16 protein-coding genes are annotated in these 16,490 nt (G+C 49.0%); 2 read left to right on the plus strand and 14 right to left on the minus strand.

Annotation, left to right across the window (positions count from 1 at the left end):
• Window positions 1-133: 133 nt before the first annotated feature.
• Together CAG65_RS09135 and CAG65_RS09140 are read right to left on the minus strand one after the other, a co-directional pair.
• Window positions 134-1,399: a DEAD/DEAH box helicase gene (locus CAG65_RS09135; protein ID WP_161453426.1), complete on the minus strand. Its 1,266-nt coding sequence runs from the start codon at window positions 1,397-1,399 to the stop codon at window positions 134-136.
• A 37-nt stretch (window positions 1,400-1,436) separates the two neighbouring features.
• Window positions 1,437-2,018, minus strand: coding sequence for an acyl carrier protein phosphodiesterase (locus CAG65_RS09140; RefSeq protein WP_161453427.1), 582 nt, complete (start codon window positions 2,016-2,018; stop codon window positions 1,437-1,439).
• A 541-nt stretch (window positions 2,019-2,559) separates the two neighbouring features.
• Between CAG65_RS09140 and CAG65_RS09145 the strand changes: the two genes are divergently transcribed.
• Together CAG65_RS09145 and CAG65_RS09150 are read left to right on the plus strand one after the other, a co-directional pair.
• Window positions 2,560-3,765: an aromatic amino acid transport family protein gene (locus CAG65_RS09145; protein ID WP_161453428.1), complete on the plus strand. Its 1,206-nt coding sequence runs from the start codon at window positions 2,560-2,562 to the stop codon at window positions 3,763-3,765.
• Window positions 3,766-3,973: 208 nt separating this feature from the next.
• Window positions 3,974-5,401: a methyl-accepting chemotaxis protein gene (locus CAG65_RS09150; RefSeq protein ID WP_161453429.1), complete on the plus strand. Its 1,428-nt coding sequence runs from the start codon at window positions 3,974-3,976 to the stop codon at window positions 5,399-5,401.
• A 129-nt stretch (window positions 5,402-5,530) separates the two neighbouring features.
• On the opposite strand, the gene CAG65_RS09155 is transcribed toward CAG65_RS09150, so the two are convergent.
• From CAG65_RS09155 to CAG65_RS09210, 12 genes are read right to left on the minus strand one after another with little or no spacing between them, the layout of a single operon-like run.
• Entirely contained in the window at window positions 5,531-6,097 is a 567-nt protein-coding gene (locus CAG65_RS09155) for an OmpA family protein (RefSeq protein WP_021704695.1), read from the minus strand.
• A gap of 1 nt (window position 6,098) precedes the next feature.
• Window positions 6,099-7,415: a pilus assembly protein TadG gene (locus CAG65_RS09160; RefSeq protein ID WP_174377437.1), complete on the minus strand. Its 1,317-nt coding sequence runs from the start codon at window positions 7,413-7,415 to the stop codon at window positions 6,099-6,101.
• Window positions 7,416-7,417: 2 nt separating this feature from the next.
• Entirely contained in the window at window positions 7,418-8,002 is a 585-nt protein-coding gene (gene tadF / locus CAG65_RS09165; protein WP_021704697.1) for a tight adherence pilus pseudopilin TadF, read from the minus strand.
• Window positions 7,992-8,519 (minus strand): TadE/TadG family type IV pilus assembly protein, encoded by a 528-nt coding sequence (locus CAG65_RS09170; RefSeq protein WP_021704698.1) that lies wholly within the window; start codon window positions 8,517-8,519, stop codon window positions 7,992-7,994. Before CAG65_RS09170 ends, tadF begins: the two co-directional genes overlap by 11 nt.
• Complete coding sequence (locus CAG65_RS09175; RefSeq protein ID WP_161453430.1) at window positions 8,516-9,655, minus strand: tetratricopeptide repeat protein; 1,140 nt, start codon at window positions 9,653-9,655, stop codon at window positions 8,516-8,518. Before CAG65_RS09175 ends, CAG65_RS09170 begins: the two co-directional genes overlap by 4 nt.
• Window positions 9,652-10,521 carry a type II secretion system F family protein gene (locus CAG65_RS09180; RefSeq protein ID WP_021704700.1) on the minus strand — a complete coding sequence of 290 codons (870 nt, stop codon included), beginning with the start codon at window positions 10,519-10,521 and terminating at the stop codon, window positions 9,652-9,654. Before CAG65_RS09180 ends, CAG65_RS09175 begins: the two co-directional genes overlap by 4 nt.
• The gene (locus CAG65_RS09185) at window positions 10,521-11,435 is read right to left on the minus strand and encodes a type II secretion system F family protein (RefSeq protein WP_161453431.1); all 915 of its coding nucleotides are present in this window, start codon (window positions 11,433-11,435) and stop codon (window positions 10,521-10,523) included. Before CAG65_RS09185 ends, CAG65_RS09180 begins: the two co-directional genes overlap by 1 nt.
• Window positions 11,432-12,697: a CpaF family protein gene (locus CAG65_RS09190; RefSeq protein ID WP_021704702.1), complete on the minus strand. Its 1,266-nt coding sequence runs from the start codon at window positions 12,695-12,697 to the stop codon at window positions 11,432-11,434. Before CAG65_RS09190 ends, CAG65_RS09185 begins: the two co-directional genes overlap by 4 nt.
• Window positions 12,694-13,887 (minus strand): AAA family ATPase, encoded by a 1,194-nt coding sequence (locus CAG65_RS09195; RefSeq protein ID WP_161453432.1) that lies wholly within the window; start codon window positions 13,885-13,887, stop codon window positions 12,694-12,696. Before CAG65_RS09195 ends, CAG65_RS09190 begins: the two co-directional genes overlap by 4 nt.
• Window positions 13,888-13,889: 2 nt before the next feature.
• Window positions 13,890-14,351, minus strand: coding sequence for an ATPase (locus CAG65_RS09200; protein ID WP_161453433.1), 462 nt, complete (start codon window positions 14,349-14,351; stop codon window positions 13,890-13,892).
• The gene (locus tag CAG65_RS09205; protein ID WP_040902407.1) at window positions 14,351-15,676 is read right to left on the minus strand and encodes a type II and III secretion system protein family protein; all 1,326 of its coding nucleotides are present in this window, start codon (window positions 15,674-15,676) and stop codon (window positions 14,351-14,353) included. Before CAG65_RS09205 ends, CAG65_RS09200 begins: the two co-directional genes overlap by 1 nt.
• A gap of 1 nt (window position 15,677) precedes the next feature.
• Window positions 15,678-16,454, minus strand: a complete 777-nt coding sequence (locus CAG65_RS09210) for a pilus assembly protein CpaB (RefSeq protein WP_161453434.1) — start codon at window positions 16,452-16,454, stop codon at window positions 15,678-15,680.
• Window positions 16,455-16,490 lie beyond the last annotated feature (36 nt).

The following is a 16,490-nucleotide window of genomic DNA, read 5'->3' on the forward strand; positions in this document are numbered from 1 at the left end:
ACCTTCTGCAACGCTCATTTTTGATGTCGAACTACTTGACATTGAGTAAAACGAAAAATAGAGCCGAAAGGCTCTATTTTTATTTCATGTGGCAACCACGGCAACAATTAACCGCTCGGCAAGCGCGTTCATCTCAACCAGTCATTTTCTTGCCGCGGCCGGCATGCACTTTAAACTTGGCTTTCATTTTACGTTTTTCCGCGGAGCGACTTTTCTTGCGCGGTGACTTGTCCGTGTCGACTTCTTCGAACAAGCTCGGCTCAAATCCTTCTAACCACTCCTGTGGCAGGCGAGTGTCAAGCAAACGCTCAATCGCTTCCAGCAGATATTCTTCGTCGCGACTCATCAGAGACGCCGCAAAACCAGGATGACCAGCCCGCCCCGTTCGGCCGATACGATGGACATAGTCTTCAGCTTTATAGGGCATATCAAAGTTCACCACTTGCTCCAACTGATGAATATCCAAGCCGCGCGCAGCCACATCGGTAGCAATAAGTGCTCTGACTTTCCCTTGCTTGAAGTCATCCAACGCCTTCTGACGTGCTCCCTGGCTTTTATCACCATTGATCGACGCCGCTTTGATGCCGTCCAGTTTCAGTTCTTTGGCCAACGCATCGCTTCCCTGCTTCGTCTTGGTAAACACCAGTACTTGTTGCCAGTTGCGTGCGCCAATCAGGTACGCCAGCAGTTCCGCTTTGCGCTTTTTGTCTACCGGATACACCATTTGCTTAACGGTATCTGCAGTGCTGTTCTGCTCACTCACCTGAACTTCTACTGGCGTGTCCATTAATTTGTACGCCAGCGTTTTAATGCGCTTATCAAATGTGGCGGAAAACAATAAGGTCTGTTTGCTGTCGCTCATCCGACGTAATACGCGCTGAATATCAGGCATGAACCCCATATCCAGCATGCGATCAGCTTCATCCAGCACCAGAACCTGAGTGTTTCGTAGCGACACATTACGGCAATGCATGTGATCAAGTAGCCGCCCTGGCGTTGCAATCAGAATATCCGCACCACCACGCAAATTTTTCACCTGTACATTCATGCTGGTTCCGCCATACGCCGTGACGATTTTCACCTCGATCCCGTTCGCGTATGCCGTTACGTTGTCGAACACCTGCTGAGCCAGTTCACGCGTGGGCACCAATATCAGTGCAAACACGTCGTTGCTCCGTTCATCTCTGGTTGTTGGACTCTCGATCAAGCGTTGCAGCAAAGGCAAGCCAAACGCCGCCGTTTTCCCCGTCCCTGTCTGCGCCCCTGCTAACACATCCTGCTCAGACAACACATGTGGTATCGCTTGAGACTGAATCTCAGTGGGTTGCTTAAAACCTAACTCGCTCAGCGTATCGCAAAGCTGAGGGCCAAGACCAAGTTGTTGAAACGGGTGAGACATGCAGATTACCTTTCAATTGAGCAAGCGCGGGATTCTATCAGAATGCTTGGGACTTTGCTGCGTTTAATACGTCCGGATAGAGCTCAGAAAAAATCGGTTGCAAGGTATGATAATGCCTGTCCAGATAGGCAAAGCAGCCAGATAGCGGGCCCATGCGGGGGCTGCGGCCAGACATGCGTCGCAACGCAAACTCAATATTGTCCATTTCCCGGTACGACTCAAGCCAACGCCCTTGCCACATGTTCTGGCTCACAATAAGAAAGCGCTGCGGCAGATTGGTCACGTGCTCTCGCCGGGTCTGTTGCTCTGCTTTATGGCAAAATTGGCGCAACGATTCAGAGTGAAACTCTTCCCAGCGAGATGCCAGGCAGTGATCCCAAAAGACATCCAGTGCAATAGGGGCAAAGCGACGTGCGCTGCCGTCGAACAAAGATTTCGCGTCACTCATCAATGGATGCTGATCCGTGTACGAATCGACAAAACGATGCAGCATCACCCCATGAGCTATCGATGGCTGGTATTGTTTGTTTGGGTCGCCTTTCACAAAGTCCCCCAGCAAATTACCCAGTTTGCTGCTGTCACAATGGTCGGCGATGTGTAGATGCGCAAGAAAGTTCATACAGTAAAGAGATAAGAGAAGTACTTATATAAAAGCACAAAGCCAGTGCGTTCGCACTGGCTCTCTCGGGTTGATGATGTCGGCCGCCGTTATCTGACAAGATTTTCGGCGAGTTCTTCGATGGATTCTTCGTATTCTGATAGGTCAAAGCCTATTTCCATCGCGTCTAAAAGTTCCAGACATTCATCGTTAGCGTATTGGTCGCTCATCAGGACCTCCTTTTTACTTCGATGTTTTCTGCAGACGTTGTACTACTCTGCAGCTCCTTTTTATACCTCTTATATGACAGTTTTTTGAAAGCGAAAAGTAAAATTGCAATCTGATTTGACGTTTGTCTCAGTTAATCGATTGCCAGAGCCTCCAAACTCAGAATGTAAACATAAACTTACACACAGAGTAAACCAGTGCGTACATTTCTCTTGACCAATTTCATAATGACCTGCAAAATCCTGCTATACCTAATGGATCAAACTCAATTTTGAGTAAATATCAGACACAATATCTGCAATCTGATCACAACAACGTACAAAATTATATACATATGACTCAATCAAAAATTTTCGGCAGTACACTCATCATCGCCGGTACCACCATAGGCGCTGGCATGCTCGCTCTTCCGCTGGCATCTGCGGGTATCGGCTTTACCACTTCAATCATGATCATGGTCGTACTTTGGGCTTTGATGGCCTTTACCGCATTGCTGATGCTTGAGGTTCATCAATATGCCGATCATGATGCTACGCTGCATACGCTCGCTAAGCAGATTCTGGGCAAGAAAGGAAAATGGCTGGCGAGCTTTGCAATGTTATTTCTGTTTTACGCCTTGTGCGCCGCGTACATTGCCGGCGGAGGGTCGCAATTTGCGGACCGTATCAGCCAATTTACCGGCCTGACCATTTCTGGGCCTGTTGCAACGGTGGTTTTCACTATCATCGTTGCAACCGTGGTGACGATCGGCACTGGCACGGTCGACAAAGTCAACCGTGTGCTGTTTACCTGTAAACTGATTGCAATGGTAATGGTGCTGTCGTTTCTGGCGCCAAATGTCACCGAGTCATACCTGCTGAGCATGCCCATGCAACAAGGTCTGATCGTCGCCGCTATTCCGGTGATTTTCACCTCATTTGGCTTTCACGGCAGCATTCCGGCGATTGTTAATTACCTAGATGGCGACACCCGCTCGCTGCGCAAAGTGATCCTGTTCGGTTCTGCTATTCCGTTGGTTATCTACATTTTCTGGCAAATCGTCACTTTGGGTGTGATCAGTCAGTCGCAAATGATTCAGAATTCAGCCCTTAGCGCTTTGATTGGTAACCTGGCCCAAGCCGTCAACAGCACCAGTCTGGCCAATATTGTCGGCGTGTTCGCCGATCTGGCTTTGCTGACTTCTTTTCTGGGTGTCAGTCTGGGATTGTTTGAATACCTCGGTGACATTCTGCGAAAAACTAACACCAGCTCAAGCCGTGTACCAGCATCACTGATTACCTTCCTGCCACCTCTGGGATTTGCTCTCTTCTACCCACAAGGCTTTATCATGGCGCTGGGTTACGCTGCGATCGCACTGGCCATTCTGGCGATTTTCCTGCCCATCCTGATGGTGCGTAAAGTTCGCCAACATGAGCAGTCTGAAAGTAAATACCAGGTATTTGGTGGACAGGCGGCGCTAATTATCACAGGTGCAACGGGTTTCGCCATTGTTAGCGCACAAATCTTGATCACGCTGGGTATTCTGCCTTCTCTGGGCTAACGCCCAATCACTGAGTCATCAAAAACGCCGGCCAAAAATGCCGGCGTTTTTTTATGCACTCTAGCTAATATCAACCCGATCTACGTCTCATATTTGCAACGATTTACCACATATCTTTCAGATAATACTGTGGGATCGCTCATATTGGTCGATACAAGAAAGTCATAATAACACCATCTATTCATTCATCATTTGTTGCGGAGTTCCTATGAGAGAAGTCGAATTCAGGACGATCGACCGACTGTTCATAAAAATGTCCATTAACGACAAAATGTGGGTCATATTTGCCCTTTTTCTTACCACAATTACCTTTATTTCCGGAGGTCGCTACTTCAATACGATTGATGCGATTGAGCATCAGTCCAAGCTTGCCGTTGAATATCAGTTAACGGGATTATTGCAAACCAACGCACCAGATCAGTTGCAAGTACCAGGTCTGGAAAAACGCACGACCATTGCAGACACCCAATATACCCAAGGCACCGTGACCGCGACCGCCAGACATGCCTCCGGCCAGGTCTACGCGCTCACCAAATCCATGAGTAATGCCGAAAGCGATGCTCGCTCCGCGGCATTATCTGCCTTTCTACTGGCGTACTTGTGGGTGATCCCCTTTGCGGTTTTCGTCTATTGGGTCGCGACCTTTATCGGCGGCGCACTGTGGGTGTTGTACAGCACCACACAGAAAATCGCTGACGGAGATCTGACCTCACGCCTTGGTTTCCACCCGGGACGCGACGAGTTTGGCACTATTGGCTGCGCGCTTGATAACGCTATGGACACGCTGACAGACCTGGTGGTGAGTGTGAAAGATAACTCAACCACGTTGGGTGAAACTTCCGCTGCATTTGAGCAGGACATGCAACAAAGTGAAACTCAGATCACCAACCAGTATGCTTCGCTAGATTCGGTCGCCACGGCCATGGAAGAGATGACAGCGTCAGCGCAAGAAGTGGCGAACATTGCCAATCAGGCAACTGGCCAAACAGAGATGGACGCGAAACAAGTGAACGACAGTTCTCAGCGAGTGCATCAGGCGATTGATGAGATTGCGCGCTTGTCTGACTTTATCGAACAGGCGTCAAGTTCTGTTGCCACTCTGAACGACAATACCGCGCAGATCAGCGAAGTTATCACCACCATCAACGGTATCTCTGAACAGACCAACTTGCTGGCTCTGAACGCAGCGATTGAAGCAGCACGTGCCGGTGAGCAAGGCCGCGGTTTCGCCGTGGTGGCGGACGAAGTCCGTACTCTGGCAAGTCGCACCCAATCAGCGACGGTCGAGATTCAGGCTATGATTGAAAAACTGCAATCAGAAAGCCAGACCATCGCTAAGATCACCAAGCAGACGGTCAGTCAGGCACAAACCAGTAGCGATCTCGTCACGGACATCGGCAACGACATCAGTCAAATAGCCGTCTCCGCGAGAGCCATCAACGACATGAGTATTCAGATTTCCACCTCAGCAGGTGAGCAAAGTGCGGTCGCAAACGATATTGCGTCTGAACTGTCGGACATTCGCGCGCAATCGAGTGTGATACGTCAAGTCGCCGAGCAATCCTCTCAGGGCGTCGGTAACCTGGCTAACGCGACACGCAATCTGGGCGAAATACTCGCTCGATACCGCACCTGATCCTAACATCGGGGTTCGAAACCCAAAAGCCAGTCATCCGACTGGCTTTTTATGATCTGTATCTGATTCAGACCCTGTTGCGTGCCGCGGCCCAGAACATAAACACACCAACAAGCAGCAAATAACCGATCATGACTTCACGGTAAGCACGACCCGGCGGTTGCATCCAGTCGTGCGGTTTTCACTGGCATTGCAGATTGGCGCACTCTCCCCAAACGCTTTCTCAACAATACGGTTACCCTGTTTTAGATTATGTTTTAAGTAGTTCGCCACCTGCTTGGCGCGACGCGCTGACAGAGCTTTGTTATACGTCTTAGGACCGATACTGTCGGCATGCCCTTCAATAAATATCTGCGCTTTACCGTTCACCAGTTCAAGATACTTCTCCAGCACATTTTTGTGCGCAGCGGTCAGCTGATATTTGTCGTGTGCATAGTTCAAAACCAACGACTGAGTCGCTTGATCATAAAAGCAAACCTCGTCCGGACGTGCCACTTTCACCACCTCAGACGACGAGTTCAACACTTGTTCGGGACGCGTAGAGTCGTGTTGAACCAATTTGCCTTTCACCTGCGTGGTAAGCGTGTGGGAAGACACCAGTTGAGTAGAGGTCACGTATTCATTAACCCCACCGAGACAATTGGCATACCCGAATGGTGACAATAATAAAGTGGTGATGATGAGCGGGTATTTCATGTTAATCCTTAAGTCTTCCTGTTTCTTCATTGATCAGATTGAGAATATATTTGTAAACGTCTTCGCCATCTTTGGCGTGATAGATATTGTTGCGTCCAAAACAATCACCGAAGCCATCTTTGGCCGATACGCTGTAGTTGATACCAATCACCCCCATGGTAACTTTGGTTTTCTCGTTCTCACTCGGGTTATTACTCTGGAAACGGTTTTTCTTGGCGCTGATGGTGGAGCGCAACTTCTTACACAACCCCTGATTCACCAAAGACTGCAAGTAGTTGGCATCGTTGTCAGCCCCGTCCGACAGCACGATAAACACCTGTTCCGGGTTCAGATTGGTAGCACGATTGGCTTCCTGCGCCGCTGCGATGATGCCATTCCAGGACGACGTTCCCCCATAAGCCCGCAAGTCGCTGCTATCCAACAAACGGATGAACTCATCGTAATCTTCCGTCAACGGAATATCGTAAAAGGGGTAATCTTTGGCGAACCTTTGGTTCTGGTTTACGATTTGCCCGCGCTGATAGCTTGACATATTGCTGGTTGCCGGACGGATTTCACTGTAAGGCTTGGGCGTATTGAACATCTCATTCACCGTCGCCGACGCCGACGAGCGCTTAAATTCATACGCGTACTTCTTTGGCCAGGTGTAGCGATAGCCGCGATAATCGATTCTGACCACCTCATCCGTCTGTGTCACGTGATGCCAGTTGTAGCCCAGCAGTGCGACACGGCTTTTTTGCTCCGTTTTAAAATCTTCGATATCGCGTACCACACGGCGGATGGTCTCTTTCACCACTTGCAGCTTGTTTTTACCGCCCTGCCAGGCATACGTCATCGAACCACTGAAGTCACCAATGAAATAGACATCAACTGGCTGCGGCAGATACTTTCGCGTCACCGACGAACCCGAGGCTTCGAACTCAGGTTTCAGATTCATGTCCTCGTAGCTGATCCAGGACTGAAACTTGGCTTTGGCCGTCACCACAAAATCGGTAAAAGGGGCAACTTCACCACTGGCCTGAACGCAACCGTCTTTGTACAAACACTGCCGGTTGTACACTTTCACGTCAACATCATCGATGTTATCGAGCACATAACGGTCGACCAGTTGACGCGCATAAATGACGTTCTTGTCGTCGTCTTCCTTTGGGCTGGCGATCAGTGCCAGACTGGCGACTTCCGCAGCCTCGAGCACTCGTGCATGCGCCAGCATCTGTTGAGACATTTGCATCGAAAAGGCCATAAAAATCACCATCATCGGCAACAAGCCAATAAACAGAATACCAGCGACGCCACGGTTCTTTTTCATCGATCTCACGTTTAAACCCTCGCAAATGAGTAGGAAGAGCTGACAATCCGAAACACTTCACCGTTCGCGACACCTAAAATATTGACGGGTGTCTCATAACACAGGGAGACCTGGTACAACGGCAAACGTCGGTTGCGTGATGTGACCGGAAGCATCTCAATAGCCTTCGCTTTGTCGATATCAGACATGTCCGGAAAGTTGCAGCCAATAACGTTGCCCTTTTCCAGCGCCTTATGGCGCCGGACATAGTCCACTTTTCCATTCGACAACACCCGTTCATCCAAACGTACTTCATCAATGCGCATGCCGAATTTGGTTTTGTCAAAATTGGGGATCATGCGTTTCATCGACGCGGCGGCAATGGAGTACGCGGTATTCTCCGTTTGGTTGCAGTTACCAGAACAAATATCCAGATCCGCGTTAAACAGCTGCTTTCGTTCAGCCAGAATCGTCGTCAGGGAATAAGCCGCGCGATCCAACTGGCCTTTCTTGTTGATCGCCAACATGTAGTTCACCACCACCACAAATAACCCGGACGCAAACACCAGCACCATCGCCAGTTCGACGGCAAACGCGCCTTTTTGTTTAGCTCGCACAACCCGCCCCCTGTCCGATTTTGAATGCACAACGTTCGTATTCCTGAATGGTGACCACTTCACGCCGGATCGCCATGGTCGGAAACCATATTGATACGATAGGGTCATAGTTGTATTTGAGGTCGTAGACCGCGATCGCCATATCCACCGGGTCATCTTTACGCTCCGGACACTCATCTGCCGAGGAGAACTGGTCGGTGCATTTCAAAAATGAATCGTAGTTGCGAAAGTAGTGAACTTTGATCTTCACACTGCCCGGCTCAACAACATTGCTCCACAGTGACCCGCCCGCTTTTGCAAGCTCATGCTGGATCATCTGGCTGTAGTTCACCGTATTGCTGTTGCTGGAATCGCCAGCTTTTTTAACCCGCATCACTGCGGTCGTGAGGGCGTTGTCAGTCATACTCATCGAGAACGTCATGATGCAGATCTCCACCCAGCCAAACACAATCGCCAGAAAAATGGGTATCCCCATTGCCGCTTCAATCGTCAGCGAACCTTTCTGTTTTTTTCTCATAGCCTTACGTACCTTTTCTTGGTGTAGTCAACCACAAAGGCACCTTTGATATCGAGACTTTCGAGAAAGGCTTTGGCCTGATCCAGATCGTTGAAATCCCCAACACAATAACGCTTCCATAAGCCGTGCGTGTAAGAGTATACGGTGCCGTAGTTAGATTTGAGGTAGTTGAGATAATCCGCCGGGATTGCTGTATAGGTAGCCAATACCTGAATACGGTACGTCGGTGGTGCCCCCGGTTTCAGGTTTTTGGGATCCAACACGGAACCATCCAGGCTGGATTGACTGGGTTGAAACTGTGTTGACGTTGCCAGCGAGCTGACTTTAGACGTCGGCGCAACGTAGCTAGTTGCCGCTCCTTTGGCGGCATCACGTTGCAGACTGGTTGTCGAAACTGGGGAGTCTGCCACTCTCATCGTGCTCTTCTGCCCTTTGTTTTTTGATACGGATGACATCAATGCAGCCAGTTGCTTGCGCGCTTGCTGCTCGTTATTGGTGTGTTTCAGTACTTCCAGCGCAATGTCCGGACGTTCTGCGTTCACCGAAGCCAGAATCAGGTTTGAGCGCACTCTGGCATCTCCCGGGCTGGCCAGATACAAGTCGTAGAGAATGTCGGTCGCATCGGCGTATTGCGCCTGCATCATTTTCACGACCGCAATGTTGTTTCCTGCTTCGCGATCTGATGCGCCTTGCTTGCGGCTCTCTTCAAAATGTTTGATGGCTTCATCAAAGCGTTTTTGCTGCGCGAGAATTTTGCCGGATAGCAGTTGATACTCGTATTCCTCACCGCCTTCGTCGCGATACTTCTTCAGCTCCTCTTGCGCTTTATCAAAGCGCTTTTTCTGGTAGTTCAGACGAGCAATGGTGAGTATATATTCCGGCTCATCCAGATCGCCGGCATCGTAGGTATTGCGATACAACTCCGCCGATTTAACGTCTTTCATGTCCAGATACAAATTAACCAGTTTGACTTTGTATTCCGGTACGCTGTGCAAGTTGCTCTTATAAAACTCCACCAATTGTTGGTTGTCGCCAGAACCGATGAGCAGTTTTTCTTTGGTTTGCAGTTCAGTATCAACCGTGGCGCAGCCAGAAAACAGCGAAACGGTGAGCAGTGCTATCAACCATTTATTCATTGCATTAACATCCTCATAATGCCCGGGGCGGCAATCAGTACAACAATAGGAACCATGATGAAGGCAATCAGTGGGATGGACATTTTGGCGCCCATCTTGCCAATTTTTTCTTCCAGCTCCATCATGTTAATTTCACGGATATCGGTCGCCAGTGTTGCCAGAACCGGACCGATGGACGAGCCAAATTGCAGGCTCTGGACCAGTGTCATCACAAAGCTTTGTGACTCACTGGTTGGCACCAGCTCATAAAACTCTTCCAGGGCTTTTTCGATTCCCACCAGACGTGCACGTTCGACCGTAACCCGCACAACGTAAGCGAGGTTTCTATCAACGGTTTGCAGCTCTTTGGATAGGTAATCGAGACTGGACTCAATGGTCATGCCGGTATGAACGCACACATTCATCAAATCGAGCAGAAACGGCAGGCGTGCACTGATACGTTTGATGTTGGCTTTCCCGCGGCTGGCGACGTAGGTGTCCGGCAACACAATGAACGCGATCAAAGCGCCCATCAGATAAGTCAACGCCAATGTAATGCCCATGCTTTCCTGCAGATAGCTGAAAACGATAAACACCAACGACACGCCAAACGGGATGATTTTGAACAGGTAGTACGAATCGGCCAGAAAGTCGCTGTATATTCCGGCGGAAACCAGTTTCTTTTTGGTTTCGTCTTTGTTGAAGCTCACCCGACTGATCAAAGACTTCAACAAGTCGGTACGCTTGCGCTCTTCACGGGTTGAACCGATGATCTTGCGCGTGGCAATGTTGGCACGGGTGTTGTCGTAAAAGCGCATCACCAGCGCAGCCAGCCCCATCGAAACGCCAAACACCACTACCCAGATCAGTATCTTTGTCGTATCCATCAATCCACCCCTCTGAGAATGAACCAGATACAGGCAAAGCCAATGAACTCACTCACCAGTACGTAATAAAAAATTGGTTTGCCACCGTCTTCAAACATCACGAAATGGTAGTTTTCCGGACTGGTAAACTTCAGGATCACCAGAAATATCACCGGCAGACAGGCGATGATTTTGGCCGACGCCCGCGCTTCGGATGTCAGTGCATTTTTCTTCTTCTCCACCGCGCGAGAGTCAAACATCAGGCGGTTAATGCGGTTAATGACCTCTTTGAGCTGACCACCCCGGCTTAAGTTGATACGAATGGTCGACGCAAAGAAGAAATACTCCAGATACGGAAACGTTGTGCTACTGCGCTCTAAGACGTCATCAGGATCTTCGCCAATCAAAAGACGTTCAGCCATGAACTTAAACTCACGTCCGACTTCGTTATCAAGCTGTTTGCCGACGTATTCGAACGCGTGCACGATACTCTGCCCGGAAGACATCGCTCCGCTTAAGATATTGAGTGCATCAGGAAAGTGGTTCTTGAACCGCTCTGCCTGCATCTGTTGCAGCTTGATATAAAAAATGACAAACAGAATGGGTTCAAGCACCATCAGGCATACCAGATAATCCTGCATCAGGAAAAATGCATTAATGGCGTAAATTGCCACCATGGTCACCGCGAAAAACAGCATCAACTTGAGCCCCATATTGGGCTGAAAGACTTTGACCATGCTTTTGACGGTTTGTCGAAAACGGGCTTTGAAACTGATGTCAAACCGCTGCGCATCAATCACCGAGCGCACGCCCTTCACCCCTTCAAAATCAGCATGCATATCGATGATCTGACTCAGGCGGCGGTTCTGGCGGGCGCGATGCACCAACCAGTAAACCAGCAGTGCAGCCCAGGAAAATATCAGGATGAACATCATGCGAATATCCCCCGCACGGTGTCTTCCAGACCAAAAAATCGCGCTCGCTCGTAAATAACGGAACGCGTCGACAAACCAGGTGTACGGAATTCGCCCTGGATCTTGCCGTCCTCAAACTGAGCGCTGGTTTCAAAGCGGAAAATGTCCTCCATCACCACGCTGTCACCTTCCATCCCGATCACTTCGGAAATGTACATCACCTTGCGGCTACCGTCGTGAAGGCGCTTAACCTGGACAATTAAGTCAACCGCACTGACAATGGTGCGTCGAATAGCGGCAATAGGCAGACTAGCGGTAGCCATCATCACCATACTTTCAGTACGTGCGATCGCATCTCGCGGCGTGTTCGCGTGCAATGTGGACATTGAGCCATCGTGACCGGTGTTCATGGCCTGCAGCATCTCAAACGCTTCACCACCCCGGCACTCACCCACGATAATCCGGTCAGGACGCATCCGCAGCGCGTTGATCACCAGTTCACGCGCGGTAATTTCGCCCGTCCCTTCCACACTGGCCTGACGGGTTTCAAGTCGAACGATATGGGGCTTTTGCAACTGAAGCTCCGCCGCATCTTCAATCGTGACAATCCGTTCACTTTCGCCGATGAACCCAGACAACGCATTCAACAACGTTGTCTTACCCGAACCGGTACCGCCAGATATCAGAATGTTGCACTTACAGTGGCTGGCAATCGACAAAAGCTTGGCCATCTCAACCGACATCGCACCAAACTCAACCAAATTTTCCAGTTTGATTTTCTGTTCTTTGAACTTACGGATTGAAATGGAGGTTCCGTCAATCGCCAGAGGTGGTATGACTATGTTGACCCGGCTTCCGTCAGCCAGACGCGCATCACAAAGTGGCTTGGACTCATCAATCCGACGGCCCACATTAGACGCAATGCGTTTGGCTATGGTATTGAGCTGCTTTTCGTTAACGAACTGAATGGGCGACTTCTCGACTTTACCGCCAATTTCAATAAAGATATCCGACGGGCCGTTGATCATGATGTCCGAGATATCATCGTTGTCGACCAACTTCTGCAACGGACCAAGGCCTTTCAGCTCATCCAGCAGTGCCTTAACCAAATCCACTCGTTTGAGTGAGCTGACCTGTAATTGCTTGCGATCAATCAGGATATTGACGGAATCTTTTAGTTGCTGCTCCAACTCTTCATTACTGATTTCCACCAGTGATGAAGCGTCCAGCGCATCAAAGATCTCATCTCTGAGTTCGATGTAAGTTTCTTTTAACTGATTCATTTCTTAAACAATGAAAAACGAGATTTTGCTTTGATTTTTTTACCGGTCAGCACAGCCACCATGCTGGCGACTGGCGCCGAATATTTGGACTTCATCAGCCCGTCAATGCCTTCCTGAATCAACACTTTCTCCAGCGTTGGCTCATAAGCAATATCAATGGTGTCTTTGGTCCGGATACGTTCTTTGGCGTTCGCTAACGTGACCATGTAATCCTTGTTGGGGCGGTTCATGCTGAACACGACCTGATGGTCTGCTTTGCCGATCTTCTTTTTCAACAGGTTGTATGAGCGCAGTGATGACACGGACGGTTCACAGACCACAAACACACGGTGATACTTATCCAACAGCTCTTGATCGTGGACCTCTTCGTAAGACGACAACGGCACCGAGTCGATGATGAAGTTGTACTGATCCATCAGCTCTGAAGAGAGGTTGTATAAGGTCGAGGCATGGTCGCCGAGACAAGCACTGTTCTTCTCCAGCACCAGATAACCCAGCTTATCGGTTACTTTGTGGACATAGGTTGTCGCGATCGCGCCATCTATCTCAATTTGATTCAGGTCGATACTGTTTTGCTTGGCCTTAAGACCTTTGATCCCCAAATAGATATCGCTATTCAGCGCGCCTGAGTCGTGATCCACCAGTAACGTTTTCAGGTTGGCATCCGTAACCAGCGCATTTGCCAGCACTGAACTAAGGCACGACACACCTACTCCACCCTTGGTTCCCAAAATAAGGATGCGCTTGGCAACCCGTGTTTTCTTCACTGTCGGAGTGTCATGGCTTTGCGCACGAAGTGAAGCCAGCAATCCATCCAGTTCCGAGTCCCACAACACATACACAGCTCCCAGCGCATGAATTTGGTTACGTAACTTGATGGAGTCGGTATCGCTGAGCACCAGTAAAGAAATACTGACGTCCAGACGCGTCGCGATTTCAGACACCTCATCGACGATACTGCTGGTGCCCCGCATATCAAGAATCACATGCTTAAGCTTGACGTCAGAGCGGTTCCAGGAATCATCAGAGTCAAGATCCGGCACTTCAATCGGCGCCGGATAGCCTTCAATGGCATAGAGTTCTTTCACCGCCTCCAGCAGTGTCGCGTCATCAGAGACCACGAGATCGGTGGCCTCTGCCGATGAGTTCAGCTTGGATGAAGAGTGCTTAAACAGATTGTTCAGATCCATACTTACAACTCACTCTTGATTGGGTTGACCAGACTCATGTTGCGGTTGTGCTCAAGCGCACAGCCAAAGCGGTATTCATCACGCGAGGCAAAGGTCATCACACCACACTCGCGGCTTTTGATTCGTACATAGGTCGCCGATATCAACACGGCTTTCTGCTGATCCTCCTTTGCAAGCACCACGCGATAACGATTTTTGGCGATACCCTCGGATTTAAACTTTGCGTTCAGCTTGTCAACAAATTCACTCGATCCCGTTTTGTAATACACAGAAAAACGCGATTTCGGTTCACGATGGTTGAGATCGCGGATGAAGTTCACTGCGCGACTGATCGACTGCGCAGAATCCGCAACATCAAATTCGATGCTCTCTTCCATTTCATCAATCACACTGGAGTTCGAAACATTGGCCTGAGAACAGCCGAACATCACCAGTGCCAGCAGCACCATTAACAGGCTTCTCATCAGTTAAATCCTCCTTCATTGATGGTTTTTTCCAGTTCCGGCTCGTTAACGCCAGACAAATCGATGCGTAACAAACGTTCAATGTCACTGGTGCGACGAAAAGCCGGCAGCTTGACGTCCTGTTGCTCAATCGGATCGACAAGATTGACGGTAGCGACAATGATCAATTCAGTTTTTGAGCGGTTGGTTTTGGTGTGACTGAACAGCGCGCCGAGAATCGGAATATCACCCAAAATAGGAATTTTGCTCAGCGACTCGCGCTCTTCCGAAGTGAGCAACCCAGCCAGGACAAAGCTTTGTCCGTCTTTAAGCTGCACGGTAGTTTGAGCGCGTCGGGTACGCAGTGAAGGAACCGAGATCAAGCCGGTCGAGGTTTTGTTGGATTCGTCAATCGAGCTGACTTCCGGAAACAGAGACAAACGGATGTTTTCAGAGTCCGTCACTTTAGCCACCATAGCCAGTTTTACGCCGTACTCTTTGTACGTGATGGTAATGCCGTCTTCATCGCGAACCGCAATCGGGATCTCGCCCCCGACAAGAAAGCTGGCCTGCTCGCCGGAAATCACCGATAAGTTCGGCTCAGCTAACACTTGACCAATTTTGTCATCGCCGCTGGCAGAAATGACCGCGACGATGTCCTGCGCCGTAAAATCAAGCAGTTTGTTGACAAATTTACCCGACTCGCCGCTGTCACTGTAGCTGACGCCCAATTCAGATAAGAATGAACTGGATACTTCGGCTACTGTTAGCTTAACGTTGATCTGATCGGTGGTAAGAACCTTGAGGTTGTTGATCACCTGGGCGTAGACGTAAGATGCGGTGTAATCTAGCTCATCGCCCTTTTCACCATCTTCTTTCTGAATGTAGAACACATTACGCTGGCGATCTTTTTTCAGCATTTCCCCCACCAGACGATAGATTTTCGTCTTGGTTTCTTCGCTGCTGACAACACCGTCCAACACGACCTGATCGCCGACATTAGACACCATCACGTTTTCGTCCGGATAACGGGCAATCAGGGTTTGTTTCAGCAAACGCAAGCTCTGATTGACCACCAGCTCCGAGTTGTAGATCTCGTTCCCGCCACGGTCATAAACAATCACGGAGGTACTGCCCTGCCCAACACCATAAATCACGACTTTATTTTCATCGATGATTTTGTAGTCGGCGATCTCCTGATCCGCGACAAATACCGTTGAAATCTGACGTTTTAAATTGATGGTTTTTGCAGCACCCTGATCTAAATTCATCAGACTGGATGCATATAATTGGAATGACGCTAATCCACAAAGGAGTGAAATTAAGCCTAGACTTCTGTACTTCATATTATTCCTTGCCACGTAATTCCCTGACACCAAATTGATTCTCAAGAATGTCGCTGCTTCGGATAGACAAATAACGATTCGCAATTGCTGAAGGAATAATATTCACATCACCAATTTTTTGTGCCATTTCCAACTTAAGAACATCGCGCATTTTTAACGCAATAACTAAGCTGTACTGTTTATCTTCATCATCCTTAAGGTCTTCTTCTTCATTGCCTTTAATGACTTGAAGAACACGCGCATCACTAATAATCACTTTGCTAACAAGATCACCAATATCGCCATACCCAGTTTCAATCAGATTTGATTTCGAAGATGTGGTCGAAACAAAGCTCACAAGATCACCAGGAGTCAGTGCTAACGATTGAATAACACCAATACCTGTCACTTGATAAAAATAAGGCACTTCTTCTTTCTTCAATGACAAATACAGATAATCGCGATCACTCGGATTAGAGATCATAGACTGGGTTAGATAAGTTCCAGCGGCGAGATCCAGTTTGAACAACGCGCCAGGTTCAATCACCAAATCTGTCTTCGCTGTATACTCAGCACCTGCCAACTCGGATTCCTTAACTGACTGAACTGAAAAAGTTTTGTTTTTAACTGGTTGAGACTTTGTCACATCCAAACTCAACGCATATACAATGATTTGAGGCTCCACCACTTCCTGAGTGGCTTGGGGTGCTTCATCATCGGAGAAGTAATTGCTCTGAACAAAAAAGAGTGTTGTGAAAATGGCCAACGCGACGAGAAAAAAGACAATAACTCTATTCATAGTAAGCCCAAATTATAATTAAATAGGGGCTAACGC

The sequence above is a fragment of the Vibrio sp. V39_P1S14PM300 genome (assembly GCF_009904765.1).
Taxonomy (GTDB): Bacteria; Pseudomonadota; Gammaproteobacteria; order Enterobacterales; family Vibrionaceae; genus Vibrio; species Vibrio proteolyticus.

Coding starts and splice junctions, on each gene's coding strand:
- CAG65_RS09135 (WP_161453426.1), bottom strand. CDS start 1,399: ATGTCTCACCCGTTTCAACAACTTGGTCTTGGCCCTCAGCTTTGCGAT.
- CAG65_RS09140 (WP_161453427.1), bottom strand. CDS start 2,018: ATGAACTTTCTTGCGCATCTACACATCGCCGACCATTGTGACAGCAGC.
- CAG65_RS09145 (WP_161453428.1), top strand. CDS start 2,560: ATGACTCAATCAAAAATTTTCGGCAGTACACTCATCATCGCCGGTACC.
- CAG65_RS09150 (WP_161453429.1), top strand. CDS start 3,974: ATGAGAGAAGTCGAATTCAGGACGATCGACCGACTGTTCATAAAAATG.
- CAG65_RS09155 (WP_021704695.1), bottom strand. CDS start 6,097: ATGAAATACCCGCTCATCATCACCACTTTATTATTGTCACCATTCGGG.
- CAG65_RS09170 (WP_021704698.1), bottom strand. CDS start 8,519: ATGAGAAAAAAACAGAAAGGTTCGCTGACGATTGAAGCGGCAATGGGG.
- CAG65_RS09175 (WP_161453430.1), bottom strand. CDS start 9,655: ATGAATAAATGGTTGATAGCACTGCTCACCGTTTCGCTGTTTTCTGGC.
- CAG65_RS09180 (WP_021704700.1), bottom strand. CDS start 10,521: ATGGATACGACAAAGATACTGATCTGGGTAGTGGTGTTTGGCGTTTCG.
- CAG65_RS09185 (WP_161453431.1), bottom strand. CDS start 11,435: ATGATGTTCATCCTGATATTTTCCTGGGCTGCACTGCTGGTTTACTGG.
- CAG65_RS09190 (WP_021704702.1), bottom strand. CDS start 12,697: ATGAATCAGTTAAAAGAAACTTACATCGAACTCAGAGATGAGATCTTT.
- CAG65_RS09195 (WP_161453432.1), bottom strand. CDS start 13,887: ATGGATCTGAACAATCTGTTTAAGCACTCTTCATCCAAGCTGAACTCA.
- CAG65_RS09200 (WP_161453433.1), bottom strand. CDS start 14,351: ATGAGAAGCCTGTTAATGGTGCTGCTGGCACTGGTGATGTTCGGCTGT.
- CAG65_RS09205 (WP_040902407.1), bottom strand. CDS start 15,676: ATGAAGTACAGAAGTCTAGGCTTAATTTCACTCCTTTGTGGATTAGCG.
- CAG65_RS09210 (WP_161453434.1), bottom strand. CDS start 16,454: ATGAATAGAGTTATTGTCTTTTTTCTCGTCGCGTTGGCCATTTTCACA.